Below are 16,540 nucleotides of genomic sequence, written 5' to 3'. Positions count from 1 at the left end.
CGGCGTTCCGGCCGGGCGACCCGGCACACCCGACCGTGCCGCGCCGCAACCCGACGGCGTTCCGGCCGGGTGGGAAAGGCGCCGAGGGGCCGTACTTTCCGGCCGAGTATCGCCGTTTCGGTGCGACCGGCCGGCCAGATCGGTGACAGTGCGAGGCGAGCGGTGTCGGACGAGGTGCAGCGGTGTCGGACGAGGCGGAGCATGGTGCGGCGACAGCGGCGAAACGGGAACGGTGCGCGGCCAGCGGAGCAGCCGAGCAGCGTCCTCAGCCCGTCGGCCGAGTTCCCGGCGCTGGACGAGGCCGAACTGGCCGCCCTGGGCGGGGTCGGCCGGCGGTGGCGGGTGGACCTGGCCGACCAGCCGCCCCGGGACGCCGTACTGCCGCTGGATCCGGGACTGGAGAACTACCGGCACCGGGCGGCGCCGAGCCGCTCGGGCCGGCTGGGCCGGATCGAGATGTTCAGGACGACCGAGCGGCAGGGGCAGTTGACCGCCACCGGCCCGGCCAGCCCCACCGGCAGCCGGCCCGGCCGGGCCGCCACGGCACTGCGGCGGGCCCTGCTCGGCCCACCGCTGGCCAGCACGGCGGTGCTGCACGAGCGGATGCGGAAACTCGTCGCCCTGCCGGTGCTCTCCTCCGACCTGCTCTCCTCGGTCGCGTACGGGCCGGAGGCGATGCTCGCCGTCCTGGTGCTGGCCGGCAGCGGCGCGCTGGGCCTGGCCCTGCCGATCGCCGCCGCACTGGTACTGCTGATGATCACGGTCGGTACGTCGTACCGGCAGACGGTCTACGCCTATCCGCACGGCGCCGGCTCCTATCTGGTGGCCTCCGACAGTCTCGGCACCCGGGCCGGGCTCACCGCCGCGGCCGGACTGATCATCGACTACGTGCTGACCGTCTCGGTGTCGGTGGCGGCCGGCGTGGAGGCGATCACCTCGGCGCTGCCCGGGCTGACCCCGTACACGGTGCCGCTCGGCCTGTTGGTGATCGCCGTGCTGCTCGCCGGCAACCTGCGCGGGGTACGGGCGTCCGGCAAGCTCTTCGCCGCGCCGACGTACCTCTTCCTGGCCGCCATCGGGCTGCTCTTCGCCGTCGGGGTGGCCCGGGCGGCGGGCCGGGGATTCGAACCCGTCCCGCCGCCACCGGTCGGCGCGGTCGAGGGACTCGGCCTGCTGGTCGTGCTCCGCGCCTTCGCCTCCGGCGCCTCCTCGATGACCGGGATCGAGGCGGTCGCCGACGCGGTGCCGGCGTTCCGGCCGGTCGAGTGGCGCCAGGCCCGGACCACGCTCACCTGGATGGTCGGCATCCTGGTGGTGCTCTTCGCCGGGCTGACCCTGCTGATCCACCTCAACGGCCTGGTCCCGCGGCCCGACGAGACGCTGCTGTCCCAACTCGCCCGCGAGACGTTCCGCACCGGCCCGTGGTACGCGCTGATCCAGGCCGCCACCACCCTGGTCCTGCTGCTGGCCGCGAACACCGCCTTCAACGACTTCCCCCGGTTGCTCTTCTTCATGGCCCGGGACAGCTACGCCCCCCGACAGTTCCTGCACATGGGAGACCGGCTCGCGTTCAGCAACGGCATCATCGTGCTGGCCGTGGCGGCGGCGCTGATCTTCGTGGCGTTCGGCGGCTACACCCAGTCGCTGATCCCGCTCTACGCGGTCGGGGTCTTCCTGGCCTTCACCCTCTCCCAGGGCGGCATGGTGGTGCACTGGCGCCGGCACCGGGAACCGGGCTGGCGCTGGCGGGCGGCGCTGAACGCCACCGGTGCGCTGCTCTGCGGCCTGGTCCTGGTCACCGCCGGGGTCACCAAGTTCGCCGAGGGCGCCTGGGTGGTGGTGGTCGCCGTGCCGCTGCTGGTGCTGCTCTGCCTACAGATCAGACGGCACTACGACGCGATGCGACAGGCGTTGACCGTGCCGGCGGGCGCTCCGGGCACCGGGGCGGAGCTGGTCCCGGGCGAGCTGCGGCACCTGGTGGTCGTACCGGTGGCCCGGCTGAACCTGGCCGCCCTGCGGGCACTGGCGTACGCGACCTCGCTCGGGCAGCCGGCCTTCGCCGTACACCTCACCTCCGAGCAGGAGGAGGCCGACCGGTTCCGCCGACAGTGGGAGGCCTGGGGTGGCCACCTGCGGCTGGAGACGATCATCTCGCCGTACCGGACCGTGATCGCGCCGCTGGCCCAGTACGTCGGGGCGCTGCGCTCGGCACGGCCGGAGGTCACCCTGACCGTGGTGGTACCGGAGATCGTGGTCCGGCACCTGTGGCACCACATCCTGCACACCCGGACCGAGCTGCGGCTGCGTCGCGCCCTGCGGGGCGTACCCGGTGTGGTGGTCACCAGCGTCCCCGTCCAGCTGCCCGAGTGACCCGACCGGAAGCGCCCGGACGGGTCGGCTAGGCGGGGCAGGACGGCGGGGCGGGACGGCGGGCGTCGTGCGGACGATCGCAGCACTCTGGTCGACCGACGCGGCGGTTCCGCCCTGGCCCGTCCGGTCGGGTCGGTGCCCGATCGAGGACAATGCCGCGACCGGACGGCGTGTGGGTCGGGCGAGCCGCGGCCCGGCAGAGCAAACTGTCCGCGTGGAGGCGCAGCAGGTACTCGGCGGTCGCTACCGGCTGGAAGACCAGCTCGGCCGGGGCGGGATGGCGGTGGTCTGGCGGGCCCGGGACGAGGTCCTCGGCCGGCCGGTCGCGGTCAAGCTGCTGGCTGGCCGGCATGCCCGGGACCCGGTCTCGCGACGCCGGATCCGGCACGAGGCTCGGGCGGCAGCCGCGCTGTCACACCCGAACGTCGCTCAGGTGTACGACTTCGGCGAGTCGGTGACCGGCCCGACCTGCGTCCCGTACGTGGTGATGGAACTCGTCGAGGGCGGCACCCTCGAACAGCGCCTCGCCGCGGGGCCGCTGCCGCCGAAGGCCGCCTTCCGGATCTGCGCCGAGGTGGCGGCGGCGCTGGCCGCCGCGCACGACCGTGGACTGGTGCACCGGGACATCAAGCCCGGCAACGTGATGGTGACCCCGGCCGGGGCGAAGGTCGTCGACTTCGGCATCGCCGCGGCGGTCGGACCGGGCGACGCCGAGGAGTGGGGTGACGAACTGCTCGGCACCCCCGGCTATCTCGCCCCGGAACGGATCAGCGGTGACACGGTGGTGCCCGCCTCCGACGTGTACGGCGTCGGGGTGCTGCTCTACCGTCTGCTGGCGGGACGCCCACCGTGGAGCGCGGAGACCGCGACCCAGATGCTCCGGGCCCACGTGTACGTCGAACCGGCGCCGCTGCCGCCGCTGCCCGACGTACCGGCGACGGTCGTCGAGCTGTGTCGGCGCTGCCTCGAGAAGGATCCGGAGCGGCGTCCGGCGGCCCGCGAGGTGGCCGCCGTGCTCGCCCGGTCCGCCGGGGTACGGATCGTCGACGACGAACTCGCCCACTCGCTGGCCCCGGTCGCGGTCGACGGCGAACCCTCGACGGTGCTGGTCCCGCCGGGCGCCGGCCGCCGCAGGACGCGGTTCCGGGCCGGAGTGCTGGCGGCCGGCGGGGCGGCGGTGGCGGTCAGCGCGCTGCTGCTCTGGTTCGTCGATCCGCTCGGCTCGGGACTCGGCCGCAGCAGCGGTGGCGCATGGCCGGGGCCGAGTGGTGGACCGACCGTCGGCACCGGTCCGCCGGGGACCACCGGTGGTGCTCCGGGCACCCCGGCGAACCGGCCGGAGCCGCCGACGCCGCTCGTCGGCGCCCCGGGGAACCCGAGCGGTGGTCCCGTGCCCGGGCCGGCGACCGGGTTCCCCCCGGTTGGTCAGCCGGGCGGGGGGCCGGGCGGCGGCCCGGGTGGTGATCCGGGCGGCGGCGATCCGGGCACCCCGACCGGGCCCGACGAGCCGGCGCCGTCGACCCCGGAGTCGCCGCCGACGACCTCGGCGCCGGAGGAACGGACGCTGACCTCCGACGGCGGATCGGTCCGGGCGACCTGCACCGACGGCGGCGCCTGGCTGCTGTCCTGGAACCCGAGCCGCCCCTACCGGACCGACGCGGTGGACCCCGGGCCGGCACCGACCACGATGGTCCGGTTCCGGCACGGCAACCGCACCGTGCAGATGACCGTCACCTGTGCCGACGGCGTGCCGACGAGCACTAACACCAGCTCCTAGCAGTCCTCGTCGGGCTGTTCCGACGTGTTGCTCCGAGCAGTGGCTCGGGTGGCTCGGCTCCCGGACGTGCACGAGCGAGGACTCGCGCGGGTGCGGGCGCGGCGGTCGGTAGCCCGCACGCCCGAAGGTTGCGCCAGCGACCCGTCACCCGAACGCGGCCGTACGCGCCGCCCGGACGGTGCGGACGGCGCGCACGGGAAGGTGCGACGGTCAGAACCTGCCGGCCCTGATGTCGGCGACCGTCACCCGGGAGACCTGGAACGTCTGCACGAAGGAGGTCCCCGCGCCCGGGTCGTCGAGCACGGCCCTGATCGGCACACCGTTCTGGGCGTTGATCGTCAGCACCTGTTCGGTGTCGTCCGTCCATACCCCCGCGGTGATGGTCAGGGTGGGCTGCCCGCCGGTCGTCGACTCCACGACGGTGACGTCGGGGATGGTGGAGACCAGGCGGAGCACGCCCGCCCGTACCTCCGGGTCGCCTCCCCCGGCGGAGAGCACGTCGACGCTGTTGACCCAGAGGTGGTTGTCGGCGATCCTCTCCCGGTCCCTGTCGGTGAGCGGCGGCGGGTTCGGGACCCCCTTCTGCCGAAGGACTTCCGTTCGCTGTTTCTCCTGCTCGGCGGTGGTGGAGGGCTGCCCCTCGTCGTACACCGAGTTGATCATTTGCTCGCGGGCTCTGCCGAGGTCACCGGTTGCCGCGTTCCGCGCCGCCGCCACCCCACGGGCGTGGAAGCCGTTGCCGAGGTTCTCGGCACGAGCGACCACACGCGGAAGTTCGCGCCTGGCCTCCGTGTAGTAGTACTCGCCGCTGTCGGCGTACAGGTGGTACCGGGTACGAGACGGCACGGTACCCCGACGGACGTCGACCTTCTCGACGATCAGCGACGCGTCGCCGGGCAGCGGGGCGTCCGCTGCCGTGAGGCTGGCCGCCAGGGACACGAGCTTGATGTCGCCGGCCGGTGCCGGGGAGGCGGATCCAGCCGCCTGGTTGTCCGGGCCGGTCGGAGCCGGGGCCGTGCCGGACCCGGTGGCCATCGGCAGGGCCAGCGCGAGCGCGGCCACGGCCGCGATGCCGCCACCGGCGGCCACGCCGAACACGCCGCGCCTGCGTCGCCGGGCCCGGCCGCGCCGCTCGATCGCCTCGACCGGACGATCCATCCGTACGTCGGAGAGGGTCTGCTTCACCGCGTCCCACACCTCATCGTCGTTCATGATCCAATCTCCTAACGGGCTGCGGGCACGAGCTGCGCGCGCAGGGTTGCGGTGGCACGGGACAGATGGACGGCTACGGTCTGGGCGGAAATGTTCAACACCTCGGCCACGGACCTGGTGTCCAGGTCGAGCCAGATGCGCAACACGACCACCTCACGCTGCCGCCGCGGCAGCCGGCGAACGGCTTCCAGCAGGGCGTCGTCGGTGTCGAAGTCGTCCTCGACGGGGGACGCCCGCTCGTGGCCGTCGAGGGCCACCTCCCGCCGGCGTCGCCGCCACCAGGACACCCGGACGTTGAGTGCGGTGCGCACCACCCACGCCGCCGGTGCCGGATGCCGGCTCACCCGCGGCCAGGAGGCCCAGGCGCGCGCGTACGCCTCAGCGACCAGATCCTCGGCCAGCGCGCGATCGCCCGTACCAGCCAGTACGGCGCGCAGGCAGTTGTCTCGGGAGCGCTGGTAGAAGTCCGCGAAGTCCTTCCGTTCTCGGTCCACACGGGGTTTACGCATCAGCGCCCCCATCCATTTACCCCACCGGAAGAAATTCTCCGTCGATCATGGTCTGGCGACGACAGAACGGATGACGCGGTTTCGAACCTCGATCCGGAGGTTACCTCCGGACGTAGTCACATCCGGCTGGCGACGGTACCGGCCACCTGCTCCAGCGGCTCGCGGCTCTCCTTCGGGTCGGCGAGCAGCACCAGCTTCACCGCGACCCACCGGCCGCCCTTCTGGACGAAGACGGCACCGTCCTCGGCGTACGCCTCGTCGCCGACGCCGGGCAGCGGCCAGATCTCGTGCCCGAGCTCACGCTCGATGTCGAGGAACTTCTTCGCCCCGTCGCCGACGTAGACCTCCACCTGTGCCGTGGGTCCGGTGACGGGTCCGGTGTAGGTGCACGTCTCCCGGACCGGTACGGCGTCCTCGAGCGGCGTACCGGCCAGCTTCTCCGCCTCCGCCCTGGTGACGAGTGCGCAGGCATCCAGCGGACCGGCCGCCGGTGCCGCCGGTGCCGTGTCGGTCGGCTCGGTCCCCGGGGCGGCACCGCCGACGGCCGGCGGGGCAGCACCAGGGTCCGTTGCCGGCGGGCCGTCGCCGCCGAACCGGCCGCACCCGGCGGAGAGGGCGAGGGCGAATGCCACTGCTCGCCGGCCTGGCCGAGCCGACGGTCCGGGAGCGGGCGTGCAGCGCGACGGACGCACCCGGGCTCCTGTCGCCCAGAGCGTCAGGCGGACGCCGCCCAGAGCCTCACGCCAGGCCGCTCCGGAGCCTCAGGAAAGCCGCCCACCGGACCTTCCGGAAGGCCACCGCCCGGGGCCGCACGCGGGCCGCCCCCGAGCCTCGGGCCGGTCGCCAGGCGCCAGGCCGATCGCGAAGGAGTCAGGCCGCCGGCAGGGTGTCCATGAACGAGCTGACCGAGAAGACCGCGTTGCCGGCGCCGGGCGGGCCGTACCCGGGCGGGCTGCTCAGGCCGTTCGCCTCCATCGTCGCCCGGTACGCCTCCAGCAGCCGGATGTGGTACTCCAGCGGTGCGCCCTGCGGGTTGGTCCGGCCGAGCGGGGTGGTCGGTTCCGGGCACCAGGTGGTGAACCGGGGCGTGATCCCCCGGGACATGAAGAACTGGAGTCCCTCGGTGGTCGACTCGATCGCCTCGTCGACGGTGCCGAAGCCGAACGGCTCGGCCATCTCGATCCCGGCCACGAAGTTCGGGATCACGTTGCGCGGGCCGAAGATCTCGGCGGAGTCGAGGATGCGACGGTGCCACTCCTCGCGGCCGACGTACCGCTCCTTGCCTGGGCAGTAGAGCTCGAACAGCCGCTTGTCCCAGACCTCGTAGTTGGGATGGTAGATCCGGATGCCGTAGTCGTGGAACCGCTGCACGTCCGCCTTGGGCAGGGCCTGCGCGACGACCTTGCCGATCCACCGGCCCGGGAACCGCTCCTCGATCGCCTTGGCGTACCGGCCGTAGAAGTCGGCCTCGGCCAGCCCGTCGACCTTGGAGGTGACACTCCCCCCGGTCAGCGTGTACGCCTTCGACGCGCCGAGGGTGTCGTGCCGGTCGATGATCTCCATCGCCTCCAGCACCTCGGCCACCGGCTTCACCCCGGTGTACGGCCGCCCGGCCGCCTTGTGCTGCCGCCAGTTGTGGTTGATGTCGCAGTACTGGCACTCCTCCTTGGCGCCGAAGTACTGGCAGACCCGGAAGACGGTCAGATAGATCAGGTAACCCCACTGGATGGTCGGGGCGACCTCCATCACCGACTTGCCGCCGGCCAGGGTGTGCCGGTAGTACTCCGGCATCGGCGGCAGTCCGACGTCGGCGATCGGCCGGTCGTCGAGATAGAGCCGGAGCACACCGTCCCCGCCGTCCTTCACCCGGTACGGCGAGTCCGGGTTGACCCGCACCGAGACGACCGTGCGGCGCAGCTCGTACGGGCCGCCGGTCAGGACGATCTCCTCCGGTGGCCGGCGCAGCGCCGCCGAACCCAGCTCGGGCAGGGTCCGGTGGTCGAAGGAGAAGATGAAGTACGACTTCGGCTTGACCTCGCCGTTCTCGTTGTCGGTCAGCGCCGAGTCGTCGAACGCCATGCCGCCGCGCAGCAGGTCCTCCTTGATGACCGCCTCGCGTGGAATGTGCGGAAAGCGCCCCATCAGGTCCTCGACGAGATCAGTGCGGGTCTGCACGCGCGCCCTCTTCTCCTCCGCCACGACGCCGCCGGGTCCCCGGCGAGCCTGCCGTCACCATGGCACCCCGGGCCGGTCCTCCGGCGACCGCCTCCTCGGCGGTGTGCTCCCGACCACGCTACCCGGGCATCCGCCGGCCCCGGCCGGTGGATCAAGCCTGGGCGTACCGATGGACGAAGATCACATCCCGGGCCGGTCAGCCCGGCGGTCGCCGCTCCGGTCAGCCCGGCAGTTGCCGCTTCTGCACCTTGCCCATGGCGTTGCGGGGCAGCGCCTCGACCAGGTGCACCCGGCGGGGCCGCTTGTGCCGGGACAGCCCGGTGGCGACGAAGTCGATCAGGGCCTGGGCGGTCACGCCGTCGCCGACGACGTACGCCACCACCTCCTGCCCGAGGTCCGGGTGCGGCGCCCCGACCACCGCCGCCTCTCGGACCCCGGGATGTGCCAGCAGCATGTTCTCCACCTCACCGGCGCCGATCCGGTACCCGCCGCTCTTGATCAGGTCGGTGCTGGCCCGGCCGACGATCCGGTGCTGCCCGTCCGGGCGGACCGTCGCCACGTCACCGGTGCGGAACCAGCCGTCCGGGGTGTGCGCGGCGGCGGTCGCCTCCGGCATCCCCAGGTAGCCGGCGAAGAGGGTCGGACCCCGGACCTGGAGTTCGCCGATGCTCTCCCCGTCGGCCGGCAGCACCGCACCGGCGTCGTCGACCAGCCGGGTCCGCACCCCGGGCAGCGGCAGACCGACGTGTCCGGGCGGGCGGTCCCCGTCGGCCCGGGTGCTGACCGTGATCAGGGTCTCGGTCATGCCGTACCGCTCGACCGGCCGGTGCCCGGTCAGTCCGGCCAGCCGGGCGAAGACCGGTTCCGGCAGCGGCGCGCTGCCGGAGACAAGTAACCGGGCAGCGCTCAGCGCACGGGCCGACGACGGGTCGTCGGCGATCCTCGACCAGACCGTCGGTACGCCGAACAGCAGCGTCCCGCCGGCCGCCGCGTACCGTCCCGGCAGCGGCCGGCCGGTGTGCACCAGTCGGCAGCCGACCCGCAGCGCGCCGAGTACGCCGAGCACCAGCCCGTGCACGTGGTACAGCGGCAGCCCGTGCACCAGGATGTCGTCGGGGCTCCACGCCCACGCCTGCGCCAGGGCGTCCAGGTCGTGCGCGATCGCGTCCCGGGTCAGCAGGACGCCCTTGGGCGCCCCGGTCGTGCCGCTGGTGTAGAGGATCAGCGCGGTGGCCGTACCCGGTGGTTCGGCAAGCCCGCCGCCCGACGCGGGCCGGCCGGCGCGGACCGGCTCGACCGGCACCGGCACCGGATGCGGCGGCGGGACGTCCGCCAGCAGCAGCGCGGCCCCGGAGTCGGTGAGGATGTGCGCGAGTTCCACCGGTCCGGCGTCGGCGGGCACCGGCACCACCGGTACCCCGGCCAGTAACCCGCCGAGCACGCCGACGACGCCGGGAAGCGTGGCGGTGGCGTGCACGGCGACGGCCGGCGCTCCGACCAGCCGGCTGGCCACCGCCTCGGCCGCCGCCCGGAGTTCCGCCCAGGAGGCGGGCTCGCCGTCGACCCGGATCGCGTCCGGGCGGTCGGGTAGGCGGCCACCCAGCGCCGGCAGCAGCATCCGTCCCTCCCGTCGGTCGACTGCCGACGATCCTGCCAGGGTCAGCCTGGCTGGGCGACCTGCCACCGGACCGGTCCAGGCCAGCCAGCTCCGCCTCCTCGGTCACCGCACACCGGCCACCTCCGGCCAGGTCGGCCACCGCACACCGGCCAACTCCGCCCGCTCGGCCGCTTCCGCCTGCTCGTGGTCCGCCGGCTCGGCTGCTTCAGCCCGCTCGGCTGCTTCAGCCCGCTCGGCTGCTTCAGCCCGCTCGTGGTCCGCCGGCTCGTGGTCACATCGGTGGATTGGGTTCGATGGCGAACTGCCCGGGGTCCCGCAGCACGTCGGCGACGACGACCCCGGCCATGACCGTGGTGGCCAGGAACGGCGCGGCCAGCATCGGCAGTACGGCGGCGACCGGCGTGAGCAGGGCGAAGCAGAGCAGCCCGGCCGACCAGGTCACCGGAATCCGCCGGCTCGCCTCGCGCTCGAACCACACCCTGCCGAGCAGGAAGAGGACGGGGCCACCGAAGATGAGGACGAGCCAGCTCGGGTCCCGCCCGGCATACGGGTCCTCGATCAGCAGGCCGTACCCCACCGCCGTGGCGACGATCCCGCAGACCATGACCAGGTGGGTGTAGCCGGCCGACCGGCTGAACCGGAGCGGGTCGCTGCTGCGTTCGAAGGCCGCGGCCAGTGTCGACCCGGCCGGCTGGTAGAAGTAGGTGCGCCAGAAGAGCACCGTGGTGACGAAGCTCGCCACGAAGATCGAGGTCCGCTCCACGGCGAAGCCGACGTCGCTGAGGATGAACCCGGTGACCAGGATCGTCTCACCGAGTGCGATCAGCAACACCTGCTGGTACCGCTCGGCCAGGTGGGCCGCCCCGATGCCCCAGAAGGTCGAGTCGCTGCGGCCGTAGCCCGGGGTCGGCCAGCGCAGGGCGGCACCGAGGAACTCCACGACCACCGCCGCCGTCCAGCAGATGCCGCGTCCGGCACCACCGGTGAGCGCCCCGGCAATCCAGCCCACCGAGGCGAGGGTCGACCAGAACAGGATCCGGATCGACACCGGCTGCCGGGGATGGCCGCGTTGCACCAGGACCAGCAGCAGCGGGCGACCGATGTGCACTGCGACGAAGGTGCTGGCGAAGATCACGCCACGCTCGCCGAAGGCCAGCGGCAGCGACACGGCCATGATCATGGCGCCGAACATCGACGCGACGATGATGATCTGGATCTCGATCCGGCGCGGATCGAACCGGCTGGTCATCCAGGCGGTGAGCAGCCAGACCTGCCAGAGGGCGAGCAGGACCAGCAGGGTCTGCCCGAGTTCGGAGAGGAGGGTACGACGGCTCATGGTGAAGTCGTAGGTCAGCCGCTGGGAGAGCCGGGTGAGCGCGAAGACGTACACCAGGTCGAGGAGAAGTTCCAGGTAGGTGGGGCGTCCCTGGCTCCTGGAGTCGCCGAGGCGGCCGCCCGTCATCGGCCGCTGCGGAATTTCCGTGTTGTCCGGATCTGCCCTGTCACCCGGCAGTCATACCACGATCTCCGGCCAGTGGACCGGGATAACGCGGCATCGGCGGACCGGTGGATGGCGCCCCGGGTGAGGGCGAGCACCCACCGGTGCCGGCGGGCTGGCCCCGTGCCGGCGGGCTGGTCAGCCTAGGCCGACCCGGGCCGCCACTGCGGTGTCCGGGTGGTCGCTGAACACGCCGTCCAGGCCGAGGCCGTAGAAGAGTTCGTACTCGGCGACGATGTCACCCCGGGCGTTCGGGTCGGCGCCGATCCGGAAGTCGACCGGCAGGAACTGGTTCTCCGCCCGGAACGTCCAGGCGTGCACGACCAGACCGGCCCGGTGGGCGTCCCGGACCAGTGTGGTCGGGGCGAGCAGCCTGCCGTTCGCGTCCCGGGGCACCAGCAGGTTCTTGTTCGTCCCGATCCCGTCCGCGTAGCCGTCGATCCAGCGCAGGTTCTCCGGCTTGACCAGGTCGGCATAGCTCCGCGGGTCACCGGCCACGGTGAAGTCGTACGGCCGACCGCTCGCGTCCAGCAACTGCACCAGCCGTACGTCGGTCAGCCTGTCCAACTCGCGCAGGTTGGCGGTCTCGAAGGACTGGATGATCACCGGGTCCTTGCGGCCGGTCAGACCGTTCTTCCGCAGTACCCGGACCAGCGGCTCCTCCAGCGGCAGCCCGATCGACCGGAAGTAGCTGGGGTGCTTGGTCTCCGGGTAGATCCCGATGGTCCGGCCCAGCCGCCGGCTCTCGGTCCGGGCCAGGTCGACGACCTCCTGGAGGGTCGGCACCGGGAACCGGCCGTCGAAGGTCGTGTTGGTGACCCGCACCTGCGGCAGCCGCTCCCTGGCCCGCAGCGTCCGCAGCTCGGCCAGGGTGAAGTCCTCGGTGAACCAGCCGGTCACCGCGGTTCCGTCGATGGTCTTCGTGGTCCTCCGGTCGGCGAACTCGGGGTGGGCGGCGACGTCGGTGGTACCCGAGATCTCGTTCTCGTGCCGCGCCACCAGCGCGCCGTCCCGAGTGGAGACCAGGTCGGGCTCGATGAAGTCGGCACCCATCCGGATCGCCAGCCGGTAGGCCTCCAGGGTGTGCTCCGGGCGGTAGCCGCTGGCGCCGCGGTGCGCGATCACCAGCGGGCGGTCAGCGGCCACCGGCCGCGACCGGTCGCCGTGCGCCGCGGCCTGGCTGTCCGGCACCCGGCTGGCCGACGCTTGACTGGCCGGCAACTTGCTGTCCGGCACCCGGCTGGCCGACACCTGACTGGCCGGCACCGCCACGGCGGTCGCCAGCAACGCCCCGGCGAGGCCGAGCGCGGAAAGGGTACGTGGCAATGTCGTCTCCCGTCGGTCGAGGCGGGACGGTGCCGGGGAGCCCGGCTCCATCCGCCGATCGACCTGGAATCCAACCCCGCCCCGGCGACCGCCGGTCGGGCAGCGGCTGTCCGGAGGATGAACTCCTCCGGTGCCGTCGCCCGGGGTTGCCGCTGCCGGCCATCGGGTCTCCTCCCGTGTCTGCCTTGACCTCCGATGCCTAACGGTTATGCTCCCACCGCCAGGCATCGGAGGTCGGCGGATGAAACATCTCATGCTCGGGCTGCTCGCCGCCGGCCCGGCGCACGGCTACGAGCTGCGTCGACGCTACGACGAACTGTTCGCCGACGCGGGCGGCGAGGTCAACATCGGTCAGATCTACGTGACACTCGGCCGGCTGGAGCGGGACGGACTCGTCACGCACACCGCCGAGTCCGGTGCCGACCGGCGCGACCGCAAGGTCTACCGGCTCACCGCGCCGGGCACGGCCGCGCTGCGTCAGTGGCTCGCCGACCCCGCCGAACCTCCGCTGGTCAGGCCCGACGTGCTGCTCCGGCTGGTCGCCGCCCGGCTGGCCGCGCCACTGCTGCCCGACGTGGATCCCCGGACGGTCGTCACCGAGCACCGGCAGCGCTGCCTGGAAGCGCTCCGGGAACTCGACCGGCAGGCGGCCCGCACCGCCGCCGGAAGTGTCAGCGGGCTGCTGCTACAGGCCACCGCACTGCACCTACAGGCCGAGTTGCGCTGGTTGGACGCGTGCCAGCAACAGCTCGCACAAATCGAACTCAAGACCACGTGGACGGGAGACGGCGATGGGTGATCCGCTGCTGCACGCCCGCGGCCTGGTGCGCACCTACCACGGCGGCGTACGGGACGCGGCCGCGCTCCGGGACGTCTCGATCGAGGTGGCGGCCGGGGACTGGGTCGCGGTGACCGGTCCGAGCGGCTCGGGCAAGTCCACCCTGCTGCACCTGCTCGGCGGGCTCGACCGCCCCGACCGGGGCGAGGTGTGGCTGGCCGGCCAGCGGCTGGACACCCGCTCGGAGAGCGGGCGTGCCCTGCTGCGGCGCCGGCACGTCGGCTTCGTCTTCCAGTTCCTCAACCTGGTGCCCACGATGACGGCCGCCGGCAACGTGGAGCTGCCACTCCTGCTCCAGGGCACCGGCCGCCGCGAGGCCCGCCGCCGTTCGCTGGAGGTCCTCGACGAACTGGATTTGGTCGAGGCCGCCGACGCCGCGCCGGCCGAACTCTCCGGCGGCCAGCAGCAACGGGTGGCGCTGGCCCGTGCCGTCGTACACCGCCCGGACGTGCTGCTGGCCGACGAACCGACCGGGGCGCTGGACTCGACCGCCGCCGAGAACGTGCTCGACCTGCTGCGCCGACGCCACGTCGGCGGCCAGAGCATCGTGCTGGTCACCCACGACCACCGGGTCGCGTCGGCCGCCGACCGGGTGCTGACCATGCTGGACGGGCAGGTCGTCGACGAGCGGGACCTGACCGGCCCGCCCGGCCGGCCGGCGTTGCGCAACCTCATCGACCTGGAGAGCTGAGCCGTGTCCGCCGTCCTCCGGCTCGCCCGCTCCGGCCTGCGCGGCGGCAACCGGGCCAGCGCACTCGCCACCGTGCTGGTCACCGCGCTGGCCACCACCGGCGTGGTCGCCGGGCTCGCCGTGCAGGGGCAGGCCGGCGCCGAGGTGGACCGGATCCACCGGGACGCCGGCCGGCCGGACCTGGTCGTCTACGGCACACCGGAGGCGCTGGCGGCGATACGCCCGGACCCGGCGTTCGCGGCGACCGGCCCGGTACGCCCGTACGTCGACGCGGCGGTGATGCTCGGTCCGGACCCGGTCGACGCCCGGATCACCGTCCTGCCCGACGAGTCGTCCCCGGGGCGGCCGGTGCTGCGTACCGGCGAGCTGCCGGCGGCCGGGGTGCCCGGGGAGGTGCTCCTGGACCAGGCTGCCGCGACCGAGGCCGGCATCCGCACCGGTGACCCTCTCCGGCTGACCGTGGCCGGTCGGCCGGCGACGCTGACCGTCGTCGGCACCGCGGTCGACCTGACCGACTGCTTCTATCCGGACTGCGACCCGATCCGGCTCTTCGTCGACCCGGCCACCCTGGCCGCCCTCGCCGCACCGGCGGCCGTGCCCGCCCCGCCCCGGCCGGGGAGGGCCGTCGGAAGCGCGCTGCTGGTCGCCCGGCTGGTCGACCCGGGCCAGGCCGACGCGGTGGCCGCCCGGCTCGGCACCCTCGACGGCGTGCACGCGGTCCAGCCGTGGCCGGACACCAGGGCGGACATCACCGTCCGGGACCGCATCTTCGGCGCCTCGCTGGCCGGCTTCGGCCTCTTCGTGCTGCTCGCCGCCGCGTTCGTGGTCGCCGGCACCGCCACCGCCCGGCTCCTGGCGAGGCGGCGGGAGATCGCGCTGCTCCGCGCGGTCGGCTACACCACCCGACAGGTGGTCACCGGACTGGTCACCGAGGCACTGCTGCTCGGTGCGGCGGGCGTACTCGCCGGCTGGGCGGCCGGCTCGCTGCTCGCACCGTACCTCCAGATCGGACTCGGCGGTGCGCTCGGCCGGCCCGTACCGCGGATCGCCCCACTGGCACTGCTCAACTCCGCCCTGCTGGTCGGCGCCGTGCTCACCGCCGCCACCGTGCTGCCGGCCTGGCGGGCGGCCCGGCAACCGGTCTCCGACGTGCTGCGCAGCGCCCCGCCGCAGGGCGCGGCACCGGCGTGGGTCACCCGGCTGCTCGACCGGCTCCGGCTGCCGCCGGCCCACCGGTACGGGCTCGGTGCCGTGCTCGGCCGTCCCGGGCGCTCGACGTTGACCGCGGCCGCCCTGGCGGTCGCCGTGGCGGCGGTCGTCGTCGGGGTCGGCTTCAGCGCCACGATGGACCGGCTGGTCGCCGAGCCGGCCCGGACCGGTGACCCCTACGACGCCGTGGTGGTGCCGGGTGACACCGATCCGGCCGTGCTGACCGCCGCGCTGGCGGGTACGCCCGGCGCCGCCGGCTGGTACAGCAAGTTCGACCGGCGGACCACCCTCGGCGACCAGACGTTCCTGTCCCGGGCCGTCGGCGGGGACCCGGCCGCGGCCCGGTTCCTGGTCCGGGAGGGTCGGCCGCTGCGGGCGCCCGGCGAGGCGATCGCCGGTTACGGCCTGCTGCGTCGGTTCGACCTGCGGCTCGGCGACACGATCGAGGTGCGGGCCGGGCAGGTCCCGCTGCGCCTGACCGTCGTGGGGTGGTACAGCGAGACCGAGGACACCGGCGAACTGCTGATGTACCGGGCCGAGATGCTGCCGCCGGGACTGGCACCCGACGCCTACCTGGTCTCCGCCGGACCGGCCGGTACGCCGGAGGCACTGGCCGCCGCGCTGCGGGGCCGGCTCGGCCCCGGGGTCACGGTGCACGCCCGGTCCGCCGACCCCGACGACCTCGGCACGTACGCCGTGGCGATGCGCCTGCTGGCCGCCCTCGTCCTGCTGGTCAGTTTCGCCAACCTGGCCGCCGCGCTGCTCACCGGTGCCCGGGAACGCGCCCGGACTCTCGGGGTGCTCCGGGCGGTCGGGTTCACGGTGCGGCAGACCCTCGCCCAGTCCGCGACCGGCGGCGCCACGCTCGGCCTCGCCGGCGCGCTCGTCGGGCTTCCGGTCGGGCTGCTGGTGTTCCGGCTGCTCACCGACCAGGTGACGATCAGCATCGGTGCCGGTCCGGGGCTCGCCCAGCCGCCCTCCGCTGTGCTGCTCGCCGCGACCGTGCCGGCGACCGCCCTGGCCGGGGCACTCGCCGGGACGCTCGCCGCCGCCCGGCCGGCCCGGAGCTGGGCCGCCGCCCTGGTCCGGCACGAGTAACCCTCGGTCGTCCGGTGACCGGCAGGCTGGCCGGATGGACCGTTCCAACAGCTGAGACGATCGCCAGGAACATTTCGGCGAAACAGGTACGACTGCCGTCGTACGCGTGGCGGGGAGACAGCGGCACGCCACCCCTGGTAACGTCGGCGACACTCGGCGTCGAATCATGGATCTCCATGTTTCCGTGCGCCGTCGCGTCGTACCGGCAGGTGTTCGAGC

Annotated in this window: 12 protein-coding genes; 5 read left to right on the top strand and 7 right to left on the bottom strand. The window is 73.5% G+C overall.

What is annotated here, in order from left to right; all coding sequences use genetic code 11:
- Window positions 1-201 precede the first annotated feature (201 nt).
- A complete protein-coding gene (locus O7626_RS12510) occupies window positions 202-2,370 on the top strand; it encodes an APC family permease (protein ID WP_278061336.1) in 2,169 nt (722 codons plus the stop codon).
- Between the two features lie 214 nt (window positions 2,371-2,584).
- Window positions 2,585-4,147, top strand: coding sequence for a serine/threonine-protein kinase (locus O7626_RS12505; RefSeq protein ID WP_278061335.1), 1,563 nt, complete (start codon window positions 2,585-2,587; stop codon window positions 4,145-4,147).
- Window positions 4,148-4,357: 210 nt separating this feature from the next.
- On the opposite strand, the gene O7626_RS12500 is transcribed toward O7626_RS12505, so the two are convergent.
- The 7 genes from O7626_RS12500 to O7626_RS12470 all read right to left on the bottom strand — a co-directional run bounded on the left by O7626_RS12500 (window position 4,358) and on the right by O7626_RS12470 (window position 12,485).
- Window positions 4,358-5,359 (bottom strand): hypothetical protein, encoded by a 1,002-nt coding sequence (locus O7626_RS12500; RefSeq protein WP_278061334.1) that lies wholly within the window; start codon window positions 5,357-5,359, stop codon window positions 4,358-4,360.
- A gap of 11 nt (window positions 5,360-5,370) precedes the next feature.
- Window positions 5,371-5,868 carry a sigma-70 family RNA polymerase sigma factor gene (locus O7626_RS12495; RefSeq protein ID WP_278061333.1) on the bottom strand — a complete coding sequence of 166 codons (498 nt, stop codon included), beginning with the start codon at window positions 5,866-5,868 and terminating at the stop codon, window positions 5,371-5,373.
- Window positions 5,869-5,984: 116 nt separating this feature from the next.
- Entirely contained in the window at window positions 5,985-6,500 is a 516-nt protein-coding gene (locus tag O7626_RS12490; RefSeq protein ID WP_278061332.1) for a hypothetical protein, read from the bottom strand.
- A 238-nt stretch (window positions 6,501-6,738) separates the two neighbouring features.
- Window positions 6,739-8,043 carry a radical SAM protein gene (locus tag O7626_RS12485; protein WP_278061331.1) on the bottom strand — a complete coding sequence of 435 codons (1,305 nt, stop codon included), beginning with the start codon at window positions 8,041-8,043 and terminating at the stop codon, window positions 6,739-6,741.
- A 220-nt stretch (window positions 8,044-8,263) separates the two neighbouring features.
- Complete coding sequence (locus O7626_RS12480) at window positions 8,264-9,661, bottom strand: acyl-CoA synthetase (RefSeq protein ID WP_278061330.1); 1,398 nt, start codon at window positions 9,659-9,661, stop codon at window positions 8,264-8,266.
- A gap of 271 nt (window positions 9,662-9,932) precedes the next feature.
- Window positions 9,933-11,123: a low temperature requirement protein A gene (locus tag O7626_RS12475; protein ID WP_278061329.1), complete on the bottom strand. Its 1,191-nt coding sequence runs from the start codon at window positions 11,121-11,123 to the stop codon at window positions 9,933-9,935.
- A gap of 174 nt (window positions 11,124-11,297) precedes the next feature.
- Window positions 11,298-12,485 carry a glycerophosphodiester phosphodiesterase gene (locus O7626_RS12470; protein ID WP_278061328.1) on the bottom strand — a complete coding sequence of 396 codons (1,188 nt, stop codon included), beginning with the start codon at window positions 12,483-12,485 and terminating at the stop codon, window positions 11,298-11,300.
- Between the two features lie 241 nt (window positions 12,486-12,726).
- On the opposite strand from O7626_RS12470, the gene O7626_RS12465 reads away from it, so the two are divergent.
- From O7626_RS12465 to O7626_RS12455, 3 genes are read left to right on the top strand one after another with little or no spacing between them, the layout of a single operon-like run.
- Entirely contained in the window at window positions 12,727-13,284 is a 558-nt protein-coding gene (locus O7626_RS12465) for a PadR family transcriptional regulator (protein WP_278061327.1), read from the top strand.
- Window positions 13,277-14,014: an ABC transporter ATP-binding protein gene (locus tag O7626_RS12460; protein WP_278061326.1), complete on the top strand. Its 738-nt coding sequence runs from the start codon at window positions 13,277-13,279 to the stop codon at window positions 14,012-14,014. The genes O7626_RS12465 and O7626_RS12460 overlap by 8 nt, the downstream gene beginning before the upstream one ends.
- 3 nt (window positions 14,015-14,017) lie before the next feature.
- Window positions 14,018-16,321: an FtsX-like permease family protein gene (locus O7626_RS12455; protein ID WP_278061325.1), complete on the top strand. Its 2,304-nt coding sequence runs from the start codon at window positions 14,018-14,020 to the stop codon at window positions 16,319-16,321.
- Window positions 16,322-16,540: the final 219 nt, after the last annotated feature.

It is taken from the genome of Micromonospora sp. WMMD1102, assembly GCF_029626265.1.
Taxonomy (GTDB): domain Bacteria; phylum Actinomycetota; class Actinomycetes; order Mycobacteriales; family Micromonosporaceae; genus Plantactinospora.
The sequence above is the reverse complement of the archived record's forward strand: the minus strand, read 5'-3'. Positions and strand labels throughout refer to the sequence as shown.

Bases quoted from the DNA above. Each gene is read 5' to 3' on its own strand.
- O7626_RS12510 (WP_278061336.1), top strand. From the start codon at position 202: ATGGTGCGGCGACAGCGGCGAAACGGGAACGGTGCGCGGCCAGCGGAG.
- O7626_RS12500 (WP_278061334.1), bottom strand. From the start codon at position 5,359: ATGAACGACGATGAGGTGTGGGACGCGGTGAAGCAGACCCTCTCCGAC.
- O7626_RS12465 (WP_278061327.1), top strand. From the start codon at position 12,727: ATGAAACATCTCATGCTCGGGCTGCTCGCCGCCGGCCCGGCGCACGGC.
- O7626_RS12460 (WP_278061326.1), top strand. From the start codon at position 13,277: ATGGGTGATCCGCTGCTGCACGCCCGCGGCCTGGTGCGCACCTACCAC.
- O7626_RS12475 (WP_278061329.1), bottom strand. From the start codon at position 11,123: ATGACGGGCGGCCGCCTCGGCGACTCCAGGAGCCAGGGACGCCCCACC.
- O7626_RS12495 (WP_278061333.1), bottom strand. From the start codon at position 5,868: ATGCGTAAACCCCGTGTGGACCGAGAACGGAAGGACTTCGCGGACTTC.
- O7626_RS12480 (WP_278061330.1), bottom strand. From the start codon at position 9,661: ATGCTGCTGCCGGCGCTGGGTGGCCGCCTACCCGACCGCCCGGACGCG.